Below are 19135 nucleotides of genomic sequence, written 5' to 3' on the forward strand. Positions count from 1 at the left end.
GACCTCTTCGGCGGCGCTGTCGTCGGCCGGGATGGCGCCCGGCGCGAAGCCGGAACCGAACCGGCCGACCGCGTCGCCGAGGCCCTCCAGCGCCTTGCCGAACTCGCTGGGCACGATCCAGACCTTGTTGGAGTCGCCCTTCGCGATCTCGGGCATCATCTGCAGGTACTGGTAGGCCAGCAGCTTCTGGTCGGGGTTGCCGCGGTGGATGGCGTCGAACACGGCGCCGATGGCCTTCGCCTCACCGTCGGCGCGCAGGACCTGCGCCTGCTTGTCGGCCTCGGCACGCAGGATCTGCGCCTGCTTGTCACCCTCGGCGGTGAGGATGGCGGACTGCTTCTGGCCCTCGGCCGTGAGGATCTGCGACTGCCGCACACCCTCGGCGTTGAGGATCGCCGCACGCTTGTCGCGGTCGGCGCGCATCTGCTTCTCCATGGAGTCCTGGATGGACGGCGGCGGGTCGATGGCCTTCAGCTCGACCCGGTTCACCCGGATGCCCCACTTGCCGGTGGCGTCGTCGAGGACGCCGCGGAGCGCGTTGTTGATCTCCTCGCGGCTGGTCAGCGTGCGCTCGAGGTCCATGCCACCGATGACGTTACGCAGCGTGGTGACGGTCAGCTGCTCGATGCCCTGGATGTAGTTGGCGATCTCGTAGGTCGCCGCCTTGGGGTCGTTCACCTGGTAGTAGATGACGGTGTCGATCGAGACCACCAGGTTGTCCTGGGTGATCACCGGCTGCGGCGGGAACGACACGACCTGCTCGCGCAGGTCCAGCAGCGGCAGCACGCGGTCGATGAACGGCACGACCACCGTCAGGCCGGGGTCGAGCGTGCGCTGGTAGCGGCCCAGCCGCTCGACGATGCCGGCCCGTGCCTGAGGCACGATGCGCACCGACTTGGCCAGCGTCACCAGCACGAAGATGGCCAAGAGGATGACGACGAGGAGAACGAATATCTGACCGGCTTCCATGAATTGACCTTCCGAGTTTCCGTGTGGCCGGGCGAGTCGCGGAAAACCTATCAGTGACGGGTCTATCGCGGGTCGGCCTCGAACACGAGCGCCGTGGCCCCCTGGATCTCGATGACGTCGACGTCGCGGCCCGCCTCGATGACCGAGGTGCCGTCGTAGCTGCGAGCGGTCCAGATCTCGCCGGCCAGTTTGATGAGGCCGCTCTCGGAGTCGACCGTCTCGACGACGACGCCCTTGCGGCCGACCAGCGCGGCGGCGCCGGTGCGGGTGCTGCCGCTGGTGCGCAGGTGCCGCTTGGCGACCGGCCGGACGAACCCGAGCAGCGCGACGCTGACGGCGATGGCGATGACGATCTGCAGCCACAGCGCGTCGATGCCGACGGCCGCCGCGAGCGCACCGGCCAGCGCACCGCCGGCCAGCATGAGGAAGATCAGGTCGACCGTGGTGGTCTCGACGATGCCGAGCACGAACGCCAGACCGAGCCAGGCGACCCAGTCGTGGTCGCCGAGCCAGTCAAGGAATCCCTGCATGGTCTCAGTCTATTGCGCGGGGACGGTGTCCCGCTCGCCCAAGACCGCGCGCGCGGACCACCGCCCGTCCTCGTGGCGTACCCGCAGGGGCAGCCCGAACGCGGTGGTCAGGTGCTGGTCGGTGAGCACGTCGCCCATCGGTCCGGCGGCCACCACCCGGCCGCCGGCCAGCAGCAGCGCGTGGGTGAACCCGGGCGGGATCTCCTCGACGTGGTGGGTGACGAGCACGGTGGCCGGCGAGGCGGGGTCGGCCGCGATCTCGCCGAGCGTCGCGACCAGCGTCTCGCGGCCGCCGAGGTCGAGGCCGGCGGTGGGCTCGTCGAGCAGCAGCAGCTCGGGGTCGGCCATCAGCGCGCGGGCCAGCTGGGTGCGCTTGCGCTCGCCCTCGGACAGGGTGCCGAACGTACGCTCGGCGAGCTGCCCGATGCCCATGCGCTCGAGCAGCCAGCGGGCCCGCTCGTCGTCGAGGCTCTCGTACGACTCGCGCCACCGGCCGACGACGCCGTACGCGGCGGTCTGCACGACGTCGAGCACCGACTCCTGCCGCGGGATGCGCTCGGCCAGCGCGGCGCTGGTGATGCCGATGCGCGGCCGCAGCTCGAACACGTCGACGGCGCCCATCATCTCGCCGAGCACGGCGGCGTAGCCGCTGGTCGGGTGCATCTGGGCGGCGGCGATCTGCAGCAGGGTGGTCTTGCCCGCGCCGTTGGGCCCGAGGATGACCCAGCGCTCGCCGTCGGCCACCGCCCAGGTGACCTCGTCGAGCAGGCGGTTGCCCGAGCGCACGAGCGTGACGTCGGCAAGTTCCAGCACATCGGACATCGCGTGGACCGGCTCCCTCGGTGACTGCGGACGAAGCCCGTGACGTGCTCGTCCCGGAACCCCCGCCCGACTCTATCGGGCGGGTCGTAGGCTCTGAGGTCATGGTCACCCTCCCCCGATCCGCCCGCCTCGCCGCGTGGGGCACGGCCTGGCTGCGGAACGAGGCAAGCCTCGACGACGTCGTCGACCGCGTCCGCGCCGACGACGAGCCGCACGACGCCGTCGACGTCCCCGGCAGCGCCACCTCGACCGGGCTGTCCGAGGCGCTGCGGGCACTGCGCGGCGCCGGTGTCACGGCGTTCCTCGTCGCGCTGCCCGCACCGGGCGACCCCAGCGGCCTGGGCGGCCCGGCCGACCTCAACGGCTACGCCGTCGACGCCGGCGAGGCGGTCATCGCCGAGGGCGCCCCGTACGCGATGGTGCCCGACGTCCGCACGTTCGGCCCGCCGGGCGACCAGGGGCACCTGGTCACCTGGATGGTGCGCGACGCACAGCCGGCGCCGCCGGGTCCGTCGCTGGCCGAGGCCGACCGCGAGCTGACGACCGCGCTGCTGGCCGCCGGGTCGATCCTCACCGACCTCGACGTGCCGTCGTGGCGGCCCGAGGTCGAGGCGCTGCTCGGCGACATCCGCGCCAACCGCGAGTCCGACCCGCTGCCGCGCGCGTTCCCGCAGCAGGCGCAGGCCCTGGCGGCGAAGGCGGCCCGGCTGCTCGCCGTCGTCCGGTTCGCGCTCGGCGACGACGGCGGGGCGGTCACCACGGCCGAGGCCACGTCGCGGCGGGCGGCGCTGACGCCGCTGGAGCGGGCGTCGCGATCGGCCCTGGCCGCCGCGTGCAACGCGCTGGCCGCACGATAGCGTTGCGGCTTGCGATGAGCCTGCCACCGGAACCCCCCGCCACCACCCTGCTGGTCACCCTCACCGGGCGCGACCGCCCCGGTCTGACCGCCCGGTTGTTCGCGACGTTGTCCGCGCACGACGTCGAGGTGCTCGACGTCGAGCAGGTGACCGTCCGCGGCCGCCTGGTGCTGGCAGTGCTGCTGAATCCCTCGGGCGCCGCGCAGTCCGACACCGCGCTGCGCGGGTCGCTGACCTCGCTCGGCGAGCAGCTCGGCGTCGAGGTCGAACTGGCGCCCGGCCACGGCGACCACCGCCGCCCGCCGGGCCGCGCGCACATCACGGTCCTCGGCTCCCCGCTGCGGCCCGGCGCGGTCGCGGCACTCACCGACGCCGTCGCGAAGGCCGGCGCGAACATCGACCGCATCGTGCGGCTGGCGTCGTACCCGGTCACGTCGATCGAGTTCGAGGTGTCCGGCGCCGACCCCGCCCGGTTGCGGGCCGACGTCGCCGCCGTCGCGCTGGCCGAAGGCGCCGACGTCGCCGTCCAGCCGTCCGGCCTGCTGCGCCGGGCCAAGCGGCTGGTCGTCATGGACGTCGACTCCACCCTCGTGCAGGGCGAGGTCATCGAGATGCTGGCCGAGAAGGCCGGCGTGCTCGACCAGGTCGCCTCCGTCACCGCGAGGGCCATGCAGGGCGAGCTGGACTTCGCGGCGTCGCTGCGCGAACGGGTCCGGCTGCTCGCCGGGCTGCCCGCGTCCGCCGTCGCCGAGGTGCGCGCTGCCGTGCAGTTGACTCCGGGCGCGCGGACTCTGGTGCGCACGCTGAAGCGGCTCGACTACAAGTGCGCCATCGTCAGCGGCGGGTTCTCGCAGATCACCGACCCGCTGGCCGACGAGCTCGGCATCGACTACTCCGCCGCCAACACGCTCGAGATCGCCGACGACGTACTGACGGGCGGGCTGGTCGGGCCCATCCTGGACCGGCCCGGCAAGGCCGCCGCGCTGGCCCGGTTCGCCGCCGTCGAGGGCATCCCGCTGTCGCAGACCGTGGCGGTCGGCGACGGCGCCAACGACCTCGACATGATCGCCGCTGCCGGACTGGGGGTCGCGTTCAACGCCAAGCCGATCGTCCGCAGCGCCGCCGACACCGCCGTCAACGTCCCGTACCTCGACGCGATCCTCTACCTGCTCGGCATCAGCCGCGACGACATCGAGGCCGCCGACGCCGCCGACGGCACCCCGACCCCCGCGCCACCGCTGCGCTGACCCACCCCGAGTTGATCACGTTCAGTGGGGGTGCTCCCGCTTCACCAGGCATGCATGCCGCGCGAAGCGGGAGGACGCCAACTTGACGTGATCATTCCCGGCTCGCGGGGTCAGCCGCGGGCGACCGTGTAACCGACCAGCCGGACGCCGCCCGGGTCGACCGCGGCCCAGTCGCCGCCGACGGTGAACACCGCGACCGACGACGTCGGGAAGCCGGCCCGCATGCGCGCGGTGTCCTCGACCGCGGAGTCGCCGTCGTCGAGCGCGTTGGCCAGCATGCCGATGCCGGGGTTGTGCCCGACGATCACGGCCGACGCGACCTCCGGCGGCAGCGCCCGGACGATCTCGAGCAGATCACCGGCCGACGCGTAGTAGACGTCGTCGGTGACGACGGGATCGGGCGCGCCGGGCAGTTCGGCCGCCAGCAGCTGGTACGTCTGCCGCGTTCGCTTGGCGCTCGACACCACGGCGACCTGCACCTGGACGTCCTGAGCGTGCAGCCAGCGGCCGATGACCGGAGCGTCGCGGCGACCCTGGCCGGCGAGCGCGCGGCCGTGGTCGTCGCGGTCGTCCGGGTGCTCCGCCTTGGCGTGCCGGATGAGCACGAGGGTCCTCGCCATCCACGCAAGCCTAGGGGCTCTAGTACCTTGCGGCAGGATGGGGTCGTCCGTCGATTGCCCGCGATGGCCCCATGGCCACGATCGTCCCGATCTGGTAAGGATTCGCTGTGGAGATCACCGTGCCCGAAGCCGATGCCGCCGTGCCCGACGTCCCGCCGCCGCCGGCCGCCCCCGACCCGGCGGCCCCGCCGGTCGCCAGCTCGCGGGCCGACCTGCGGCATCGGCTCAACACGGCCACGGCCGGGTTCGAGGCGCCGCTCGCCGCCATCGACATGGAGGCGTGGGACGTCAACGCCTCCGACCTCGTCCGGCGCGCGGCGGGCAAGCCGATCCGCGTCGCCAGCAAGTCGCTGCGCAGCCGGGCGTTGCTGCGCGACGTGCTGGGACGCGACGGGTTCCACGGCGTGCTGGCGCTGACGCTGTCCGAGGCGCTGTGGCTCGTGGGCACCGAGCTCAGCTCCGACGTCGTCGTCGGGTATCCCACCGCCGACCGCCGCGGCCTGGCCCGGCTGGCCGGCGACGAAGAGCTGGCCGCCGGCATCACGCTCATGGTCGACGACGTCGCGCAGCTCGACCTCGTCGACGCGGTGGCGCCGTCCGACGGGCGGGTCGACATCCGGGTCTGCCTCGAGCTGGACCTGTCGTGGCGGCCCGTGGGCGGCCGGCTGCGGGTCGGCGCGAAGCGGTCGCCGCTGCACTCCGTCGACGACATCGTCCGGCTCGCCCACGCGGTGCAGTCGCGGCCGGGGTTCCGGCTGGTCGGCGTCATGGGTTACGAGTCGCAGATCGCCGGCGTCCAGGACGCCCCGCCCGGACGCGGCTGGCGCGGGCGCATGGTGCGGTCCATGCAGAAACGGTCGTGGGCCGAGCTGTCCGATCGGCGCGTCGCGGCGGTCGAGGCGGTCCGCAAGCTCGCCGACCTCGAGTTCGTCAACGGCGGCGGCAGCGGTTCGGTCGAGCGGACCGTGTCGGACGTGTCGATCACCGAGGTGACGGCCGGGTCCGGGCTGCTGGCGCCGCGGCTGTTCGACGGCTACACCAGCTTCTCGCCGCGCCCGGCGGCGTTCTTCGCGGTACCGGTGGTGCGCCGCCCCGGTCCGGGCATCGTCACCGTCGCGGGCGGCGGCTACATCGCCAGCGGTGCCGCCGGCGACGACCGCCTGCCGGTGCCGTGGCTGCCCGAGGGCCTGACGCTGGACAAGGACGAGGGCGCCGGCGAGGCACAGACCCCGCTGCTCGGCTCCCCCGCCGACGACCTCGCCATCGGCGACCGCGTCTGGTTCCGGCACGCCAAGGCCGGTGAGCTGTCGGAGCGGTTCGACCAGTACTACCTCGTGCGCGGCGAGCGGCTGGTCGACACCATCGCCACGTACCGCGGGGACGGCAAGACCTTCCTGTAGTGGCCGTTCTCAGTTTCGACGCGCTGGCCGCGCGGGTTCGCGGGCTGGCGCCCCGGGCCGGGTCGACGACGGTGGTCGCCGTCGACGGCCCGGCCGGTTCCGGCAAGACCACGCTGGCGGCGCGGCTCGCGGCCCGGCTCGACGACGCGCCCGTCGTGCACATGGACGATCTCTATCCCGGCTGGGACGGGCTCGCGCACGCCGCTGCCGCGGTCGCGTCGGAGGTGCTGCGGCCGCTGGCCGAGGGCCGGCCGGCCAGGTACCGGCGGTGGGACTGGCACGCGGACCGCTGGGCCGGCCGGGTCGACGTCCCCGCCGCACCGTTCCTCGTCGTCGAGGGGTGCGGCAGCGGTTCCACGCCCGGCGCGCCGTACCTCGCGCTGCTGCTGTGGGTCGAGGCGCCGCACGACGTACGCCAGGAGCGCGGCTTCGATCGCGACGGCGACGGCTTCCGGCCGCACTGGGAGCGCTGGGCCCGTCAGGAGGCCGTCCTGTTCGCGGCCGAGCGCACCCGAGAGCGGGCCGACCTGCGCATCGACACCGCGTCGCCGGTCCCGCACGACCCGTCGCGCGAGGTCGTCGCTACATCCGGAGTCTGAGCCGCCGCCCGTTCTCGGTTAGCGTTGGGCCGTGCGCGTCGCCGAGCTGACCATCTACCCCGTCAAGTCGACCCGTGGGCTGGCGCGGACGGAGGCCGAGGTCGAGCCCTGGGGCCTCGCCGACGACCGCCGCTGGATGGTCGTCGACGACGCCGGCTACGTCGTCACCGCGCGGGTCCGGCCGGCGCTGCTGGGCGTCACGGTGACGCCGTTGGAACGCGGCCGCATCCGGCTCGAGGGCCCGCACGCCGCGCCGCTCGAGGTCGACGCCACGGCGTCACGCGACTACGTGCCGGTGCAGATCTGGAAGAACACCCTCGACGCCGTCCGCCCCGGTGCCGCCGCCGACGCCTGGTTCGGCAAGCTGCTCGACCAGGACGTCCGCCTCGTCTGGCTCGACGACCCCACGCGGCGGCCGGTCAACCCCGTCTACGGCCTGCCCGCCGACCGCGTCTCCTTCGCCGACGCGTTCCCGCTGCTGGTGACCACCACCGGGTCGCTCGCCCGCCTCAACGACTGGATCGTCGAGGAGGCGCTGCTGCGCGGCGAGGAGCCGCCTGACGAGCCGCTGCCGATGCGCCGGTTCCGTCCCAGCGTCGTCGTCGACGGCGCCGACGCGTTCGCCGAGGACACCTGGTGCCGCCTGCGCATCGGCGACGTCCCGTTCCGCGCGGTCAAGCTGTGCGACCGCTGCGTCCTCACGACGATCGACCCGGACTCCCAGGCGCGCGGCAAGGAGCCGCTGCGCACCCTGGCCCGGCACCGCCGCTGGGACGGCAAAGTGTGGTTCGGCATGAACCTCGTCCCCGACGGCGCCGGCCGCATCGCCGTGGGCGACGTCGTCGAGATCACCGCCGGCTAGGACGGATCGGGCAACACCGAGAAGACCGCCTGCATGGTGGCCCGATGCAGCGCGGCCACGTCGCCGGAGACGCCGTCGAGCACCAGGTAGGCCTGCCCCTGGTTGCCCAGCGCCGTGCCGCCCAGCACGTCGGACGGCGACATCAGCAGCGGCTTGAAGTACTCACGACTGCCCGGCCAGACGTCGCAGGCCAGCAGATTCGTGCACAGCGCGCCGTAGATCACGCCGGTGTCCCAGACCGCGAGGTTCACGGTGCCGCCGGTGGACGTCCGGTACGACGCGGTGACGGCCTGGGGAGACTCCACCTTGGCCTGTGGGTCGTTCAGCGGGCCCGGCTCGTGCCGGTCTATCCGCACGCGGGTCAGCGGGCCGAGGGCTCTGGTCAACGCCGCCTCGACGTTCGCCCACGACTCGGCGACATAGCCCATGCCGAAGTCACTCCTCAGTTCCGCGAGGTTGCCGCCGACGCTCCCGGTCAGCCGGGCCATCGAGTCCAGGGCCACGCCCCAGACCGCGTCGCCGATGCGTTCCGCCTCACCGTCGCTGAGCACGTCGCCCGGCCGCGTCGCCGGCTCGGCCTCCGGGGTCTCCCACACGACCGTGATGGCCACCCAACTGCCGTCGAGCGCGAGAACCCGGTGCTGGGGGTCCGGCGAGCCGAGCACCCGCACCGTGCCGTAGTGGTCGGGCGATTGTGTGCAGTCGTCCCAGACCGCCGTCCGGCTGAACGCGGCCACCGGCTCGGTGCACGGCCGGAACGCGCGGGACTGCATGGCCCCGGTCTGCCACCAGACGCGCAACGTGAACGGCGTCCCGTCACGTTCGACGGAGTACACCAGCCGGTGCCGGCCCACGGCCTGCGCCGGCGCTTCGCCGCCGGCGAACTCCACGTCGTCCGGCAGCGCATTCTCGACCGCCGCCAGCATGCCCGACGGCATCGTCGGGGTGGCGGACTCCGGGACACCGGCCGACTCCTGCACCTCGACCTCGACCTCGGCCGCGCCGTCACCGGACGTGCGGCGGGGCTGGGCCAGGAACCGCATGCCCGGCTCCGGGTCGAACGGCGGCAGCTCGTCGTAGCCGGGGGCCGCCGCCTCGACGCCGGGCGCCCGCAGGTCGACGAACGCGTCGGGCACCACGAGGCCCAGCGTCCCGGCGGCCACGACCGCCACGACGCCCGCGACGATCCGTCGGCGGCGCCGGCGTGTGCGCAGGGCGCGGCCGCGGGCGATGTCGTCGTCCGGCGAGACGATGCGGTCCGGCTCGTCGAGCACCGCCTGCGCGAACAGGTGCTTCAGGTCGTCGTCGGTCATCGCACCTCCCTGATCGACGCGAGCTGGGCCGGGCCGAGCACGGCGCGCAGCCGCTCCAGGCCGCGCGCCGTCTGGCTCTTGACATTTCCGGTGCTGCAGTCCAGCAGCTCGGCCACCTGCTCCACCGAGAGGTCCTCCCAGAACCGCAGCACCAGCACGGCCCGCTGTTTCGGCGGCACCCCGGCAAGCGCGGTCATCAGCCGCGTCCGGGTGTCCGGGTCGCCGCCGTCGGCCGGGTCGCCGCCGCCGATCCGGTCCGGCACGGCCGCGACCGCGTACTCACGGCGCCACGGGCGGCGGGTGCTGTCGACGTAGGCGTTGAGCATGGTGCGGCGGGCGTACGACGGCGCGTCCTCGCGGCGGCGGACCCGGCGCCAGCTGAGGTACAGCTTCGTCAGCGTGTCCTGCACGAGATCCTCCGCGGCGTGCCAGTCCCCCGTCAGCAGATAGGCGGTCCGCAGCAGGCCGCGGCGTCGCACCGACACGAACTCCCGGTACGACGCCTCGTCGATCGCCGACATGCACCGCCTCCCACCCCCGGGCCGCGCCCGTCACCTGTTGGACGGTGACGGGCGCGTTCCAGGTTGCACGGAATCGGCGGCAGGTTCGTCAGCCGGCCGGGAACGGCGTCCGCACCTGTGCTTCGAGCGCCGAGATGATCTCGCCGAGCGCCCCCATGGCGCCCGCCAGGCCGGCGGCGGGATCGTCCGACTGCGGCACCTCGTCCGACGTGACCCGCAACCAGAGCTGACCGCGTGGCCCCACCGAGCCGCCACCCTCGTGGTTCTCACCACCGCCGCCGGCCGGGCCCAGCAGTTCCTGACTACCGGTCGCGATGGCGCACTCCATGATCGCGTCGATGCACATCGTGTCGGTGATCCGCGGCCGCTGCCAGAACCACACCTCCACCTCGACGCCGTCCGCCGTCACATAGTTCGCCGAGACCGTGCCGACCTGGTGCTCGACGTCCTGCAGGTCGATGGCCGGGTCGCCGGCGGGGCCGTCCACCGCGGTCAGCGCGGCGCCGACGGCGTCCTCCAGGATCGAGTGCACCTCCGGCCACACGCCGACGATGTCGCCGAGGTCGGCGCCGCTGGTGAGGTCGTCGGAGTCGAGCTCGGCGGTCGCCGCCAGCACCGCGTCGCGGACGGCCTCGCTCTCGGCCCGGTCGAGGGACGGCCCGGTCGGCAGGGAACCGGGTTCGGAGCCGTTCGACGACGTCGCCTGCGAGCCCGGCAGCGGGAACGGACGCGTGCTCCACGTCACGATCACGGCCGCGTCGTCGTTCTGGGCCATGACCACTGACGAGTCGAACTCGAGGTCTCCGGCGGCCTGCCAGACGCCATCGTCGCTGCCCTCCGAGCAGTTCCGCCACTGACTGGAGGTGCCCTCGAGCGGGCCCGGCTCGCTGCACGGCCGGAACTCCCCCAGGTCGGTGCGTGCCTTCTCCACGGTGACGCCGAACTGGAATCCCGTGCCGCTGTCGCCGCGCTCCAACTGCACGCCGATGGCGGCACCGACCGACGGAGGACCCTGCAGGCCCGGATCGTCGAGTCCGACGACCTCGACGTCGGCGGGGAGGGCGGACTCGACGGCGTCCCAGATCACCTGCTTGACCGGGTCGTCGCCGACCGCGGGCGGGTAGTCGCCGCCGTCCGGCGCGCCGTCCGCCGCGACGGAGTCGTCGCGGTCATCGTCGAAGACCGCCGGGAGGACGGCCGCGCCCAGACCGGCCACCGCGAGCAGCGCCACGCCGCCGGCGACCCGCTGACGGCGCATCCGCCGCTGCCGGGCACGGCCGCGGGCGACGTCCTCGTCGGGGACCACCGGCCGGAGCGGTTCGCCCGTCAGAGTCGTCCGGAACATGTCCTTGAGAGTGGCCTCGGTCATCATGCGTCCCTCAGTTCGACGAATGCCTCGGAGCCGAGAACGTCTCGTAATCGTTCGAGACCTCGCGCCGTCTGGCTCTTGACGTTGCCGGAACTGCAGTTCATGAGGTCGGCCACCTGCTCGATGGAGAGGTCCTCCCAGAACCGCAGCACGAGGGTGGCTCGTTGCCGCGGTGGGACGGAGGCCAGGGCGGCCAGCAGCCGAGACCTGGTCAGGAGGTCACCCGATTCAGCCGGGTCGCCGACGCCGACGACGTCCGGGATCGCGCCGACCGCCTGCTCTCGACGCCACGGACGGCGGGTGCCGTCGATGTGCGCGTTGACGAGGATCCGGCGGGCGTAAGCCAGCACGTCGTCGCGGCGGCGGACCCGCCGCCACGACACGTACAGCTTCGTCAGTGACTCCTGGACCAGGTCTTCGGCCGAATGCCAGTCGCCCGTCATCAGGAAGGCGGTTCGGAGCAGCGCGCGTCGTCGAGCGCTGACGAACTCCCTGAAGGACGTCTCGTCCGTGGGTTGCATCTACCGCCTCCACTGCCGTTCCGGGTGAGGGCCCTCACCCTGCTCACGGAACGACCGTGGTCCCGGGTTGCATCAATGCAACCCGGACGTCGATCAGATGCGGCAGGCCAGGATCTCGGTGACGAGGATCGCGCGGGCGCCGACCGCCCACAGGTCGTCCATGACGCGCTGCGCCTCGGTCCGCGGCACCATGGCCCGGACGGCGACCCAGCCCTCGCGGTGCAGCGGCGACACCGTCGGCGACTCCAGGCCGGGAGTGAGCGCGCTGGCCTCGTCGACGCGGTCGGCGCGGATGTCGTAGTCCATCATCACGTAGCCGCGCGCGACCATGACGCCGTTGAGGCGGCGCAGCAGGAGGTCGATGGCGGCCGCCCCGTCGCCGTCGGCGCGCCCGATGAGCACGGCCTCGGACCGCAGGATCGGCTCGCCGACGATCTCGAGGCCGGCCTGCCGCAGCGTCGTCCCCGTCTCGACGACGTCCGCGATGACGTCGGCGACGCCCAGTTGCACCGCCGTCTCGACGGCGCCGTCCAGCCGCACCACCGACGCGTCGACGCCGCGGTCGGCGAGGTAGTCGCGCAGCAGCCCCGCGTACGACGTCGCGACCCGCAGCCCGCCGAAGTCGGCGACCTTCTCGGCGGTCCCCGGACGCGCCGCGAAGTGGAACGTCGAGCCGCCGAAGCCGAGTGCGAGCAGCTCCTGGGCCGACGCACCGGAGTCGAGCAGCAGATCGCGCCCCGTGATCCCGGCGTCGACCGTACCGGCGCCGACGTAGACGGCGATGTCGCGCGGGCGCAGGTAGAAGAACTCGACGTCGTTGTCGGGGTCGCGCAGCACCAGTTCCCGGCCGCCGTCGGAGCGCTGGCGGTAGCCGGCCTCGCGCATCATCTCGGCGGCGGGTCCGGACAGTGAGCCCTTGTTGGGCACGGCGATCCGTAGTGTCATCGGACAGGCCTCTCAGAGTTTGTCGTAGACGTCGGCGAGGGTGATGCCGCGGGCGAGCATGAGCACCTGCACGTGGTAGAGCAGCTGCGAGATCTCCTCGGCCGCTCGCTCGGTGCTCTCGTGCTCGGCCGCCATCCACGCTTCGGCGGCTTCCTCCACGACCTTCTTGCCGACGTGATGGACCCCATGGCGGACCGCCTCGACGGTTCCGGAGCCGGCCTCACCGGACTCCACCTTCGCGGACAGCTCGACCCAGAGGTCCTCGAAACTCTTCACGTCGCACAAGGGTACGGATACGGTGCCCCTCGCCGCCGCGCTGGTTCACGAGCCGGACACCGCGCCTGCGTCAGGGACGCGCGCGGGGCCATGTCCGCGGCGCTGCGCGGGCGGCGAGTGCGGTGCTGTCCAGCGCCCGTCCGCTCGCGGGCGGACCCCGCCCCGAGGGGGTGGGTGGCCCACCCTACGGGCGGGCACCGACACCCTCGCCGCACGCCGTCCGGCGCGCTCCTCACAACCGGCGCTAGGCGTAACAGTTGCGCAGCGCGACGACCGTGGCCAGCGCGGCCTGCGTCGCCTCGTAGCCCTTGTCCTCCTTGGATCCCGCCAGGCCGGCACGGGCCAGCGCCTGCGCCTCGTCGTCGCAGGTCAGGACGCCGAAACCGACCGGCACCCCGGTGTCGACCGCGACCCGAGTCAGGCCGTCGGTCGCGGCCTGGCAGACGTAGTCGAAGTGCGGCGTCTCGCCCCGCACGACGACACCCAGTGCGACGACGGCCTCGTAGTTGGCTCGGGCCAGCCGCGCCGCCGCCACCGGGAGCTCGAACGAGCCGGGCACGCGCAGGATCAGCGGATCGTGCACCCCGGCCTCCTCCAGCGCCCGCTGCGCCCCGGCGATCAGCCCGTCCATGATCTGCTGATGCCACAGCGACGCGACGACGGCGACCCGGAGGTCGCCCACCTTGCCCACCTGCAGCTCGGGCGCGCCCTGACCACTCATCGTCCGGTGTCCTCTCGTTCCGCGGATTCCTCGGAGCCTGACAGATCACCGAGGTCGTGCCCCATGCGGTCCCGCTTGGTCGTCAGGTACCGCAGGTTCTCGGGATTGACGGCGACCGGCAGCTCGACGCGTTCGGCCAGCTTGAGGCCGTACCCCTCGACGCCGGTCAGCTTGGCCGGGTTGTTCGTCATCAGCGCGATGGTGCGCACGCCGAGGTCGGCGAGGATCTGCGCGCCGGTCCCGTAGTCGCGGGCGTCGGCCGGCAGGCCCAGCTCGACGTTGGCGTCGACGGTGTCCAGACCGCCGTCCTGCAGCTCGTACGCCTGCAGCTTGTGCGCGAGTCCGATGCCCCGGCCCTCGTGCCCGCGCAGGTACACGACCACGCCACGACCGGCGCCGGCGACGAGGTCCAGGGCGGCGCGCAGCTGCGGGCCGCAGTCGCAGCGCAGCGAGCCGAACGCGTCGCCCGTGAGGCACTCGGAGTGCAGCCTGACGAGGACCGCCTCGTCGCCGGCCGCGTCGGCGTCGACGTCGCCCATGACCAGCGCGATGTGCTCACTGCCGTCGAGGACGTCGCGGTAGGCGTGCGCGGTGAACGTGCCGTGGACGGTCGGCAGCCGGGTCGTGGCGACCCGCTCGATCTGCCGCTCGGTGCGCCGGCGATACCGGATGAGATCGGCGATCGAGATCATCGCGAGGTCGTGCTCGTCGGCGAACTCGCGCAGCGCCGGGGCGCGCATCATCGAGCCGTCGTCGTGGACGACCTCGCAGAGGACGCCCGCGGGTGTCAGGCCGGCCAGCCGGGCGAGGTCGATGGCGGCCTCGGTGTGCCCCGGACGCCGCAGCACGCCGCCCTCCCTGGCTCGGAGCGGGAACACGTGGCCCGGCCGGCTGAGCTCGTACGCCTCGGTCGCGGAGTCGGCCAGCACCCGCGCCGTGTGGGCACGTTCGGCGGCCGAGATGCCCGTGGTGACACCGTGTCGGGCGTCGACGGAGACGGCGAAGGCGGTGCCCTTGCGGTCCTCGTTCACGACGGTCATGGGCGGCAGGTCGAGCCGGTCCAGCTCGGTGCCGAGCATCGGGACGCAGATGACGCCCGAGGTGTACCGGATGGTGAAACCCATCAGCTCCGGCGTGGCCTTGGAAGCGGCGAAGATCAGGTCGCCCTCGTTCTCGCGGTCCTCGTCGTCGACCACCACCACGGCCTTGCCGGCCGCGATGTCCGCGATCGCCCGCTCGACGGTGTCCAGCTGCACGGTCATGCATCCACCTCTGTCGTGTTCTCGGCTGTCACTCCGGGCGCCGCGGCGCCGCCGGCCAGGAGCCGCTCGACGTACTTGGCGACCACGTCGACCTCGAGGTTCACTCCGTCGCCGGGCTGCCGGCGGCCGAGCGTGGTCAGTTCGAGCGTCGTCGGGATCAGGCTCACCTCGAACCAGCCGTCGCCGAGCCCGGACACCGTCAGCGACACCCCATCGACGGCGATCGATCCCTTCTCCGCGACGTAGCGCAGCAGGGTGTCGGGCGCCTCGACGCGGACGACCTCCCAGCGGCTGCCCGGCGTCCGGGAGACCACCGTGCCGACACCGTCGACGTGGCCCTGGACGATGTGGCCGCCGAGACGGTCGCTCGCCCGCACCGCCCGCTCGAGGTTGACGGCGTCGCCGACGCCGAGCTTCGCCAGCGTGCTGCGGTCGAACGTCTCGCGCATGACGTCGACGGTGAACGTGTCGCCGTCGACCGCGGTGACGGTCAGGCAGACGCCGTCGACGGCGATCGACGCGCCGTGCACGGCGTCGTCGGCGACCTTCGGTCCGCGGACGGTGAGCCGCCCGTCGTCCGCGTCGCCCTCGACGGCGATCAGTTCGCCCAGTTCTTCGACGATCCCGGTGAACATTGCCTCACGCCTTCCTGTGTTCTCGCGGGGTTGCGGTGATGCGCAGATCGGGGCCGACCATCCGTACGTCGGCGACGTCGAGCCGGATCGCGGCGTCGATGGTGTCCACGCCGGCGTCGGCCAGCGCGGCTGGACCGGAACCGAGCAGCGCGGGCGCGACGTAGCCGACGACGCGGTCGATCAGACCGGCCCGCCAGAACGCGCCGGCCAGCGTCGGCCCGCCCTCGAGCAGGACGTATCGCCGGCCGCGCTCGTACAGCTGGTCCAGGAGTTTCCGGAGGTCGACCCGACCGTCGGATGCCGCGCCGACCTCGTCAGCGGTCGCGATCCACGTCGGCGCCTGATCGTCGCGCACCCGCGCCGTCGCCGGCGTCGTGCCGGCACTGTCGACGACGACGCGCAGTGGTGGCGCCACGGCCGCGCCATCGAGCCGTGCGGTCAGCCGCGGATCGTCGGCGAGCACGGTCCCCGACCCGACGACGACGGTGTCGACCGCCGCCCGCAGCCGATGGACGTCGGCACGGGCGTCCTCGCCGGTGATCCACCGGCTCGTCCCGTCGGCTGCCGCGCTGCGCCCATCGAGCGTCGCGGCGAACTTCCAGACGACGAACGGCCGATGAGTGCGGAATGGCGTGAGCCAGCGGGCGTTGGCGCTGGTCGCCTCGTCCGTCAGCACGCCCACCTCGACGTCGACGCCGGCCGCGCGCAACGTCGCCGCTCCCCCGGCCGCCACCGGGTTCGGGTCGGCGACGGCGACCACGACCCGGGCGACCCCGGCCGCGATCAGCGCATCGGTGCACGGCCCGGTGCGTCCGGTGTGGTCGCACGGCTCCAGCGTGACGACGGCGGTGCCGCCGCGGGCGCGCTCGCCGGCCTGCGTCAGCGCATCGATCTCAGCGTGCGGTCCGCCAGGGCGCTCGTGCCAGCCCTCGCCCGCCGTCGCACCGGTGGCATCGAGGACGACGCAGCCGACATCGGGGTTGGGCGGCGTGGTGTGGGCACCGTTCATGGACAACTCGATGGCGCGGCGCATCGCCGTCAGCTCCACCGGACTCGCCACCGGCCCTCCTCGCCTCGTCGGGCGAGCTCCGGGGCGGGCGCGAATGCACCACTGACGACCGGCTCAGCGCTACGGCCGCGCACGTAGGCGCGACCAGCCGAGACGGCCGCGCGTGCTTCCTCCCATCCGGACTTTAACCGTCGGTCTCGGAATTTCGCCGAGTCAACCGTTCGTCATCCGCTGGTGCGGAGGGCGACCGGGTCGCGGACTGTCACCGCCGGTTCGGACTTTCACCGACCCCGGAGCACGCTTCGTGTCTCGAAAAGCGTAACTCTCCCCGCACGAAACGCATTCCCGGCCCTGCCAATTGTCCGCCTTCTCACATCCCAGCCGAGGTCACCGGGGCGAACTCGGCGGCCCGCAACGGGCGGTGGGTGGCGGAGCTAGTGCGCGGCCTTCGCCGCCAGCTCCCGCAGCTCGGTGACGGCGGCGGCGGCATCGTCGGCGCCGTAGACGGCCGACCCGGCGACGAACACGTCGGCGCCGGCGTCGGCGCAGCGCTCGATCGTCTCGGCCGACACGCCGCCGTCGACCTGGATCCAGACGTCCAGCCCGGACCGGGAGACCAGCTCGCGCGCCCGCCGGATCTTCGGCAGGCACACGTCGAGGAACGGCTGCCCGCCGAAGCCGGGTTCGACCGTCATGACCAGCAGCATGTCGATCTCGGGCAGCAGGTCGGCCCACGGTTCCACGGGCGTCGCCGGACGCAGTCCGACCCCGGCGCGCGCCCCGTGCTTGCGCAGCTCGCGGGCGAGCCGGACCGGCGCGGCGGCCGCCTCGGCGTGGAACGTGACGTTGTGGGCGCCGGCCTCGGCATAACCGGGCGCCCAGCGGTCCGGCTCGTCGATCATCAGGTGGCAGTCGATCGGCCGGTCGGTGCGGGCCAGGATCGCCTCGACGACCGGCAGCCCGAGCGTCAGATTGGGGACGAAGTGGTTGTCCATGACGTCGACGTGCACGAGGTCGGCGTCGCCGAGGCGGGCGATCTCCGACTCGAGGTTGGCGAAGTCGGACGACAGGATGCTCGGCGCGATCTGAATCCCCACGAGCGCCCAGATTACTAGTGCGGGCCCGCGCTCATGGGCGTCCGATGGTGCCGGAGCACGACCAGCGCCTGGACGGCGGCCGCGACCACCATCAGCGCACCGACCACGCTGGTCACCTCGACCGCCCGCGTGAAGGCCTCCTCGGCGGCCGCCACCAGCGCGGACGCGACCGGCGAGGGCAGCGTCCCGGCGAGGTCCACCGCGCCGCCCAGCGTCTCGCGCGCCTGCGCCAGCGTGGCGCCGTCGACCCCGCTCACCGCGCCGAGCGACGACCCGTACACGGCGGTCAGCAAGCTGCCCAGCACCGCCGTGCCCATACCGCCGCCGACCTCGTACGCCGTCTCCGACACGGCCGCCGCAGCACCGGCCCGGGCCGGGTCGACGGCGCCCATGATGACGTTGTTGGTGATCGTCTGCACCAGACCGACACCTCCGCCGACCAGCACGAACGCCACCATCACCAGCCCGGCGCCGAGACCGCGCCCGGCCAGCACCATCAGCGCGAACCCGGCCGCGACGACCAGCAGCGCGCCGAACAGCAGGTACGGCATCGGCAGCCGGCGCATCAGCGGCACGGCGAGCAGCCCGGTGACGATCGCCAGCGCCAGCCCCGGCACCAGCACCAGTCCGGACCGCAGCGGCGCCATGCCGAGCACGATCTGCAGGTACTGCGTCATGAAGAACAACGCGCCGATCATCGCGAACGTCGTCAGCAGGTTCGTCACGACGGACGCCCGGAACGCCGGCCGCGCGAACAGCTCGAGATCCAGCAGCGGCGTCTCCAGCCGGCGCTGGCGCCGGACGAACGTCACGCCGATCAGCACGCCGGCCACCAGAGCGGACGCGTACCCGAGCGAGAGCCCGTGCGCGGCCAGCCCCTTGATGCCGTACACCGCCAGCAGCATCGCGACCAGCGACATCCCGGCACTGGGCAGGTCGTACCTGCCCGGCGCGGGGTTCTTCGACTCCGGCACCAGGAACGGCGCGAAGATCAGCAGCAGCGCCAGCACCGGCAGCGCGACCAGGAACACCGAGCCCCACCAGAAGTGCTCGAGCAGCCAGCCCCCGACGATGGGCCCGAGCGCGGCACCGGCGGAGAACATCGTCGCCCAGATCGCGATCGCCAGCGTGCGCTGCCGGACGTCGTGGAAGATGTTGCGGATGAGCGACAGCGTCGACGGCATCAGCGTCGCCCCGGCCACGCCGAGGAGGGCCCGCGCCGCGATCAGCATCTCGGGAGAGGTCGAGTACGCCGCCACCGCGGACGCCAGGCCGAACGCCGTCGCGCCGGCCAGCAGCAGCTTGCGCCTGCCGATCCGGTCGCCCAGCGTGCCGGCGGTGACGAGCAGCCCGGCGATCATGAAGCCGTACACGTCGACGATCCACAGCAGCTCGGTGCCGGAGGGCGCGAGGTCCTCGCTGAGGTGCGGGACGGCGAAGCTGAGCACGGTCATGTCGATCGAGATGAGCAGGACCGGCAGCAGCAGCACGACGAGGGCGCCCCATTCGCGCGGCCCCGCCAGCACCCGCTCCTGCTCCACCATCGTCATCGCGCACCCC

General features: G+C 73.0%; 20 protein-coding genes, 1 pseudogene and 1 riboswitch. Of the genes and pseudogenes, 5 read left to right on the plus strand and 16 right to left on the minus strand.

Annotation, left to right across the window (positions count from 1 at the left end):
- Window positions 1-62: 62 nt before the first annotated feature.
- The 3 genes and pseudogenes from DZA62_RS22040 to DZA62_RS22050 all read right to left on the minus strand — a co-directional run.
- A pseudogene (locus DZA62_RS22040) lies at window positions 63-969 on the minus strand (SPFH domain-containing protein); the annotation flags it as partial.
- Between the two features lie 62 nt (window positions 970-1031).
- Window positions 1032-1499 (minus strand): NfeD family protein, encoded by a 468-nt coding sequence (locus DZA62_RS22045; protein ID WP_116951087.1) that lies wholly within the window; start codon window positions 1497-1499, stop codon window positions 1032-1034.
- Between the two features lie 9 nt (window positions 1500-1508).
- Complete coding sequence (locus DZA62_RS22050; RefSeq protein WP_116951088.1) at window positions 1509-2321, minus strand: ABC transporter ATP-binding protein; 813 nt, start codon at window positions 2319-2321, stop codon at window positions 1509-1511.
- A gap of 101 nt (window positions 2322-2422) precedes the next feature.
- Between DZA62_RS22050 and DZA62_RS35855 the strand changes: the two genes are divergently transcribed.
- Window positions 2423-3178, plus strand: a complete 756-nt coding sequence (locus DZA62_RS35855) for a hypothetical protein (RefSeq protein ID WP_157987830.1) — start codon at window positions 2423-2425, stop codon at window positions 3176-3178.
- Between the two features lie 14 nt (window positions 3179-3192).
- Entirely contained in the window at window positions 3193-4425 is a 1233-nt protein-coding gene (serB, locus tag DZA62_RS22060) for a phosphoserine phosphatase SerB (RefSeq protein ID WP_116951090.1), read from the plus strand.
- A gap of 110 nt (window positions 4426-4535) precedes the next feature.
- Here the strand turns inward: serB and DZA62_RS22065 are convergent, their stop codons facing one another.
- On the minus strand, window positions 4536-5045 hold the full coding sequence (locus DZA62_RS22065) for a SixA phosphatase family protein (RefSeq protein ID WP_116951091.1): 510 nt from the start codon (window positions 5043-5045) through the stop codon (window positions 4536-4538).
- Window positions 5046-5257: 212 nt separating this feature from the next.
- On the opposite strand from DZA62_RS22065, the gene DZA62_RS22070 reads away from it, so the two are divergent.
- The 3 genes from DZA62_RS22070 to DZA62_RS22080 are packed head-to-tail and all read left to right on the plus strand — an operon-like array spanning window position 5258 to window position 7906.
- A complete protein-coding gene (locus DZA62_RS22070) occupies window positions 5258-6445 on the plus strand; it encodes an amino acid deaminase/aldolase (protein WP_408619359.1) in 1188 nt (395 codons plus the stop codon).
- Window positions 6445-7044: a uridine kinase family protein gene (locus DZA62_RS22075; RefSeq protein WP_116951092.1), complete on the plus strand. Its 600-nt coding sequence runs from the start codon at window positions 6445-6447 to the stop codon at window positions 7042-7044. The genes DZA62_RS22070 and DZA62_RS22075 overlap by 1 nt, the downstream gene beginning before the upstream one ends.
- A 31-nt stretch (window positions 7045-7075) precedes the next feature.
- The gene (locus tag DZA62_RS22080) at window positions 7076-7906 is read left to right on the plus strand and encodes an MOSC domain-containing protein (protein WP_116951093.1); all 831 of its coding nucleotides are present in this window, start codon (window positions 7076-7078) and stop codon (window positions 7904-7906) included.
- Here DZA62_RS22080 and DZA62_RS22085 read toward each other — a convergent pair.
- The 12 genes from DZA62_RS22085 to DZA62_RS22140 all read right to left on the minus strand — a co-directional run bounded on the left by DZA62_RS22085 (window position 7903) and on the right by DZA62_RS22140 (window position 19125).
- Window positions 7903-9219: a hypothetical protein gene (locus DZA62_RS22085; RefSeq protein WP_116951094.1), complete on the minus strand. Its 1317-nt coding sequence runs from the start codon at window positions 9217-9219 to the stop codon at window positions 7903-7905. The genes DZA62_RS22080 and DZA62_RS22085 overlap by 4 nt on opposite strands.
- Complete coding sequence (locus DZA62_RS22090; protein WP_116951095.1) at window positions 9216-9740, minus strand: SigE family RNA polymerase sigma factor; 525 nt, start codon at window positions 9738-9740, stop codon at window positions 9216-9218. Before DZA62_RS22090 ends, DZA62_RS22085 begins: the two co-directional genes overlap by 4 nt.
- A gap of 88 nt (window positions 9741-9828) precedes the next feature.
- Window positions 9829-11085, minus strand: a complete 1257-nt coding sequence (locus DZA62_RS22095; RefSeq protein WP_157987831.1) for a hypothetical protein — start codon at window positions 11083-11085, stop codon at window positions 9829-9831.
- Window positions 11086-11108: 23 nt separating this feature from the next.
- Window positions 11109-11630 (minus strand): SigE family RNA polymerase sigma factor, encoded by a 522-nt coding sequence (locus DZA62_RS22100; protein ID WP_116951097.1) that lies wholly within the window; start codon window positions 11628-11630, stop codon window positions 11109-11111.
- Window positions 11631-11723: 93 nt separating this feature from the next.
- Window positions 11724-12575, minus strand: a complete 852-nt coding sequence (gene hisG, locus DZA62_RS22105) for an ATP phosphoribosyltransferase (protein WP_116951098.1) — start codon at window positions 12573-12575, stop codon at window positions 11724-11726.
- A 12-nt stretch (window positions 12576-12587) separates the two neighbouring features.
- Window positions 12588-12851 carry a phosphoribosyl-ATP diphosphatase gene (locus DZA62_RS22110; protein ID WP_116951099.1) on the minus strand — a complete coding sequence of 88 codons (264 nt, stop codon included), beginning with the start codon at window positions 12849-12851 and terminating at the stop codon, window positions 12588-12590.
- 244 nt (window positions 12852-13095) lie between these two features.
- Window positions 13096-13572 carry a 6,7-dimethyl-8-ribityllumazine synthase gene (ribH, locus tag DZA62_RS22115; RefSeq protein WP_116951100.1) on the minus strand — a complete coding sequence of 159 codons (477 nt, stop codon included), beginning with the start codon at window positions 13570-13572 and terminating at the stop codon, window positions 13096-13098.
- Window positions 13569-14834, minus strand: a complete 1266-nt coding sequence (locus DZA62_RS22120; protein WP_116951101.1) for a bifunctional 3,4-dihydroxy-2-butanone-4-phosphate synthase/GTP cyclohydrolase II — start codon at window positions 14832-14834, stop codon at window positions 13569-13571. Before DZA62_RS22120 ends, ribH begins: the two co-directional genes overlap by 4 nt.
- On the minus strand, window positions 14831-15469 hold the full coding sequence (locus tag DZA62_RS22125; protein ID WP_116951102.1) for a riboflavin synthase: 639 nt from the start codon (window positions 15467-15469) through the stop codon (window positions 14831-14833). The genes DZA62_RS22120 and DZA62_RS22125 overlap by 4 nt, the downstream gene beginning before the upstream one ends.
- Window positions 15470-15473: 4 nt before the next feature.
- Window positions 15474-16502, minus strand: coding sequence for a bifunctional diaminohydroxyphosphoribosylaminopyrimidine deaminase/5-amino-6-(5-phosphoribosylamino)uracil reductase RibD (gene ribD, locus DZA62_RS22130; protein WP_116951145.1), 1029 nt, complete (start codon window positions 16500-16502; stop codon window positions 15474-15476).
- Between the two features lie 135 nt (window positions 16503-16637).
- A riboswitch (FMN riboswitch) is annotated at window positions 16638-16781 on the minus strand.
- A 131-nt stretch (window positions 16782-16912) separates the two neighbouring features.
- The gene (gene rpe / locus DZA62_RS22135; protein WP_116951103.1) at window positions 16913-17575 is read right to left on the minus strand and encodes a ribulose-phosphate 3-epimerase; all 663 of its coding nucleotides are present in this window, start codon (window positions 17573-17575) and stop codon (window positions 16913-16915) included.
- A gap of 14 nt (window positions 17576-17589) precedes the next feature.
- Window positions 17590-19125, minus strand: a complete 1536-nt coding sequence (locus DZA62_RS22140; RefSeq protein ID WP_232827563.1) for an MFS transporter — start codon at window positions 19123-19125, stop codon at window positions 17590-17592.
- Window positions 19126-19135: the final 10 nt, after the last annotated feature.

Origin of the sequence: Jiangella endophytica (genome assembly GCF_003427025.1) — a bacterium.
Taxonomy (GTDB): domain Bacteria; phylum Actinomycetota; class Actinomycetes; order Jiangellales; family Jiangellaceae; genus Jiangella; species Jiangella endophytica.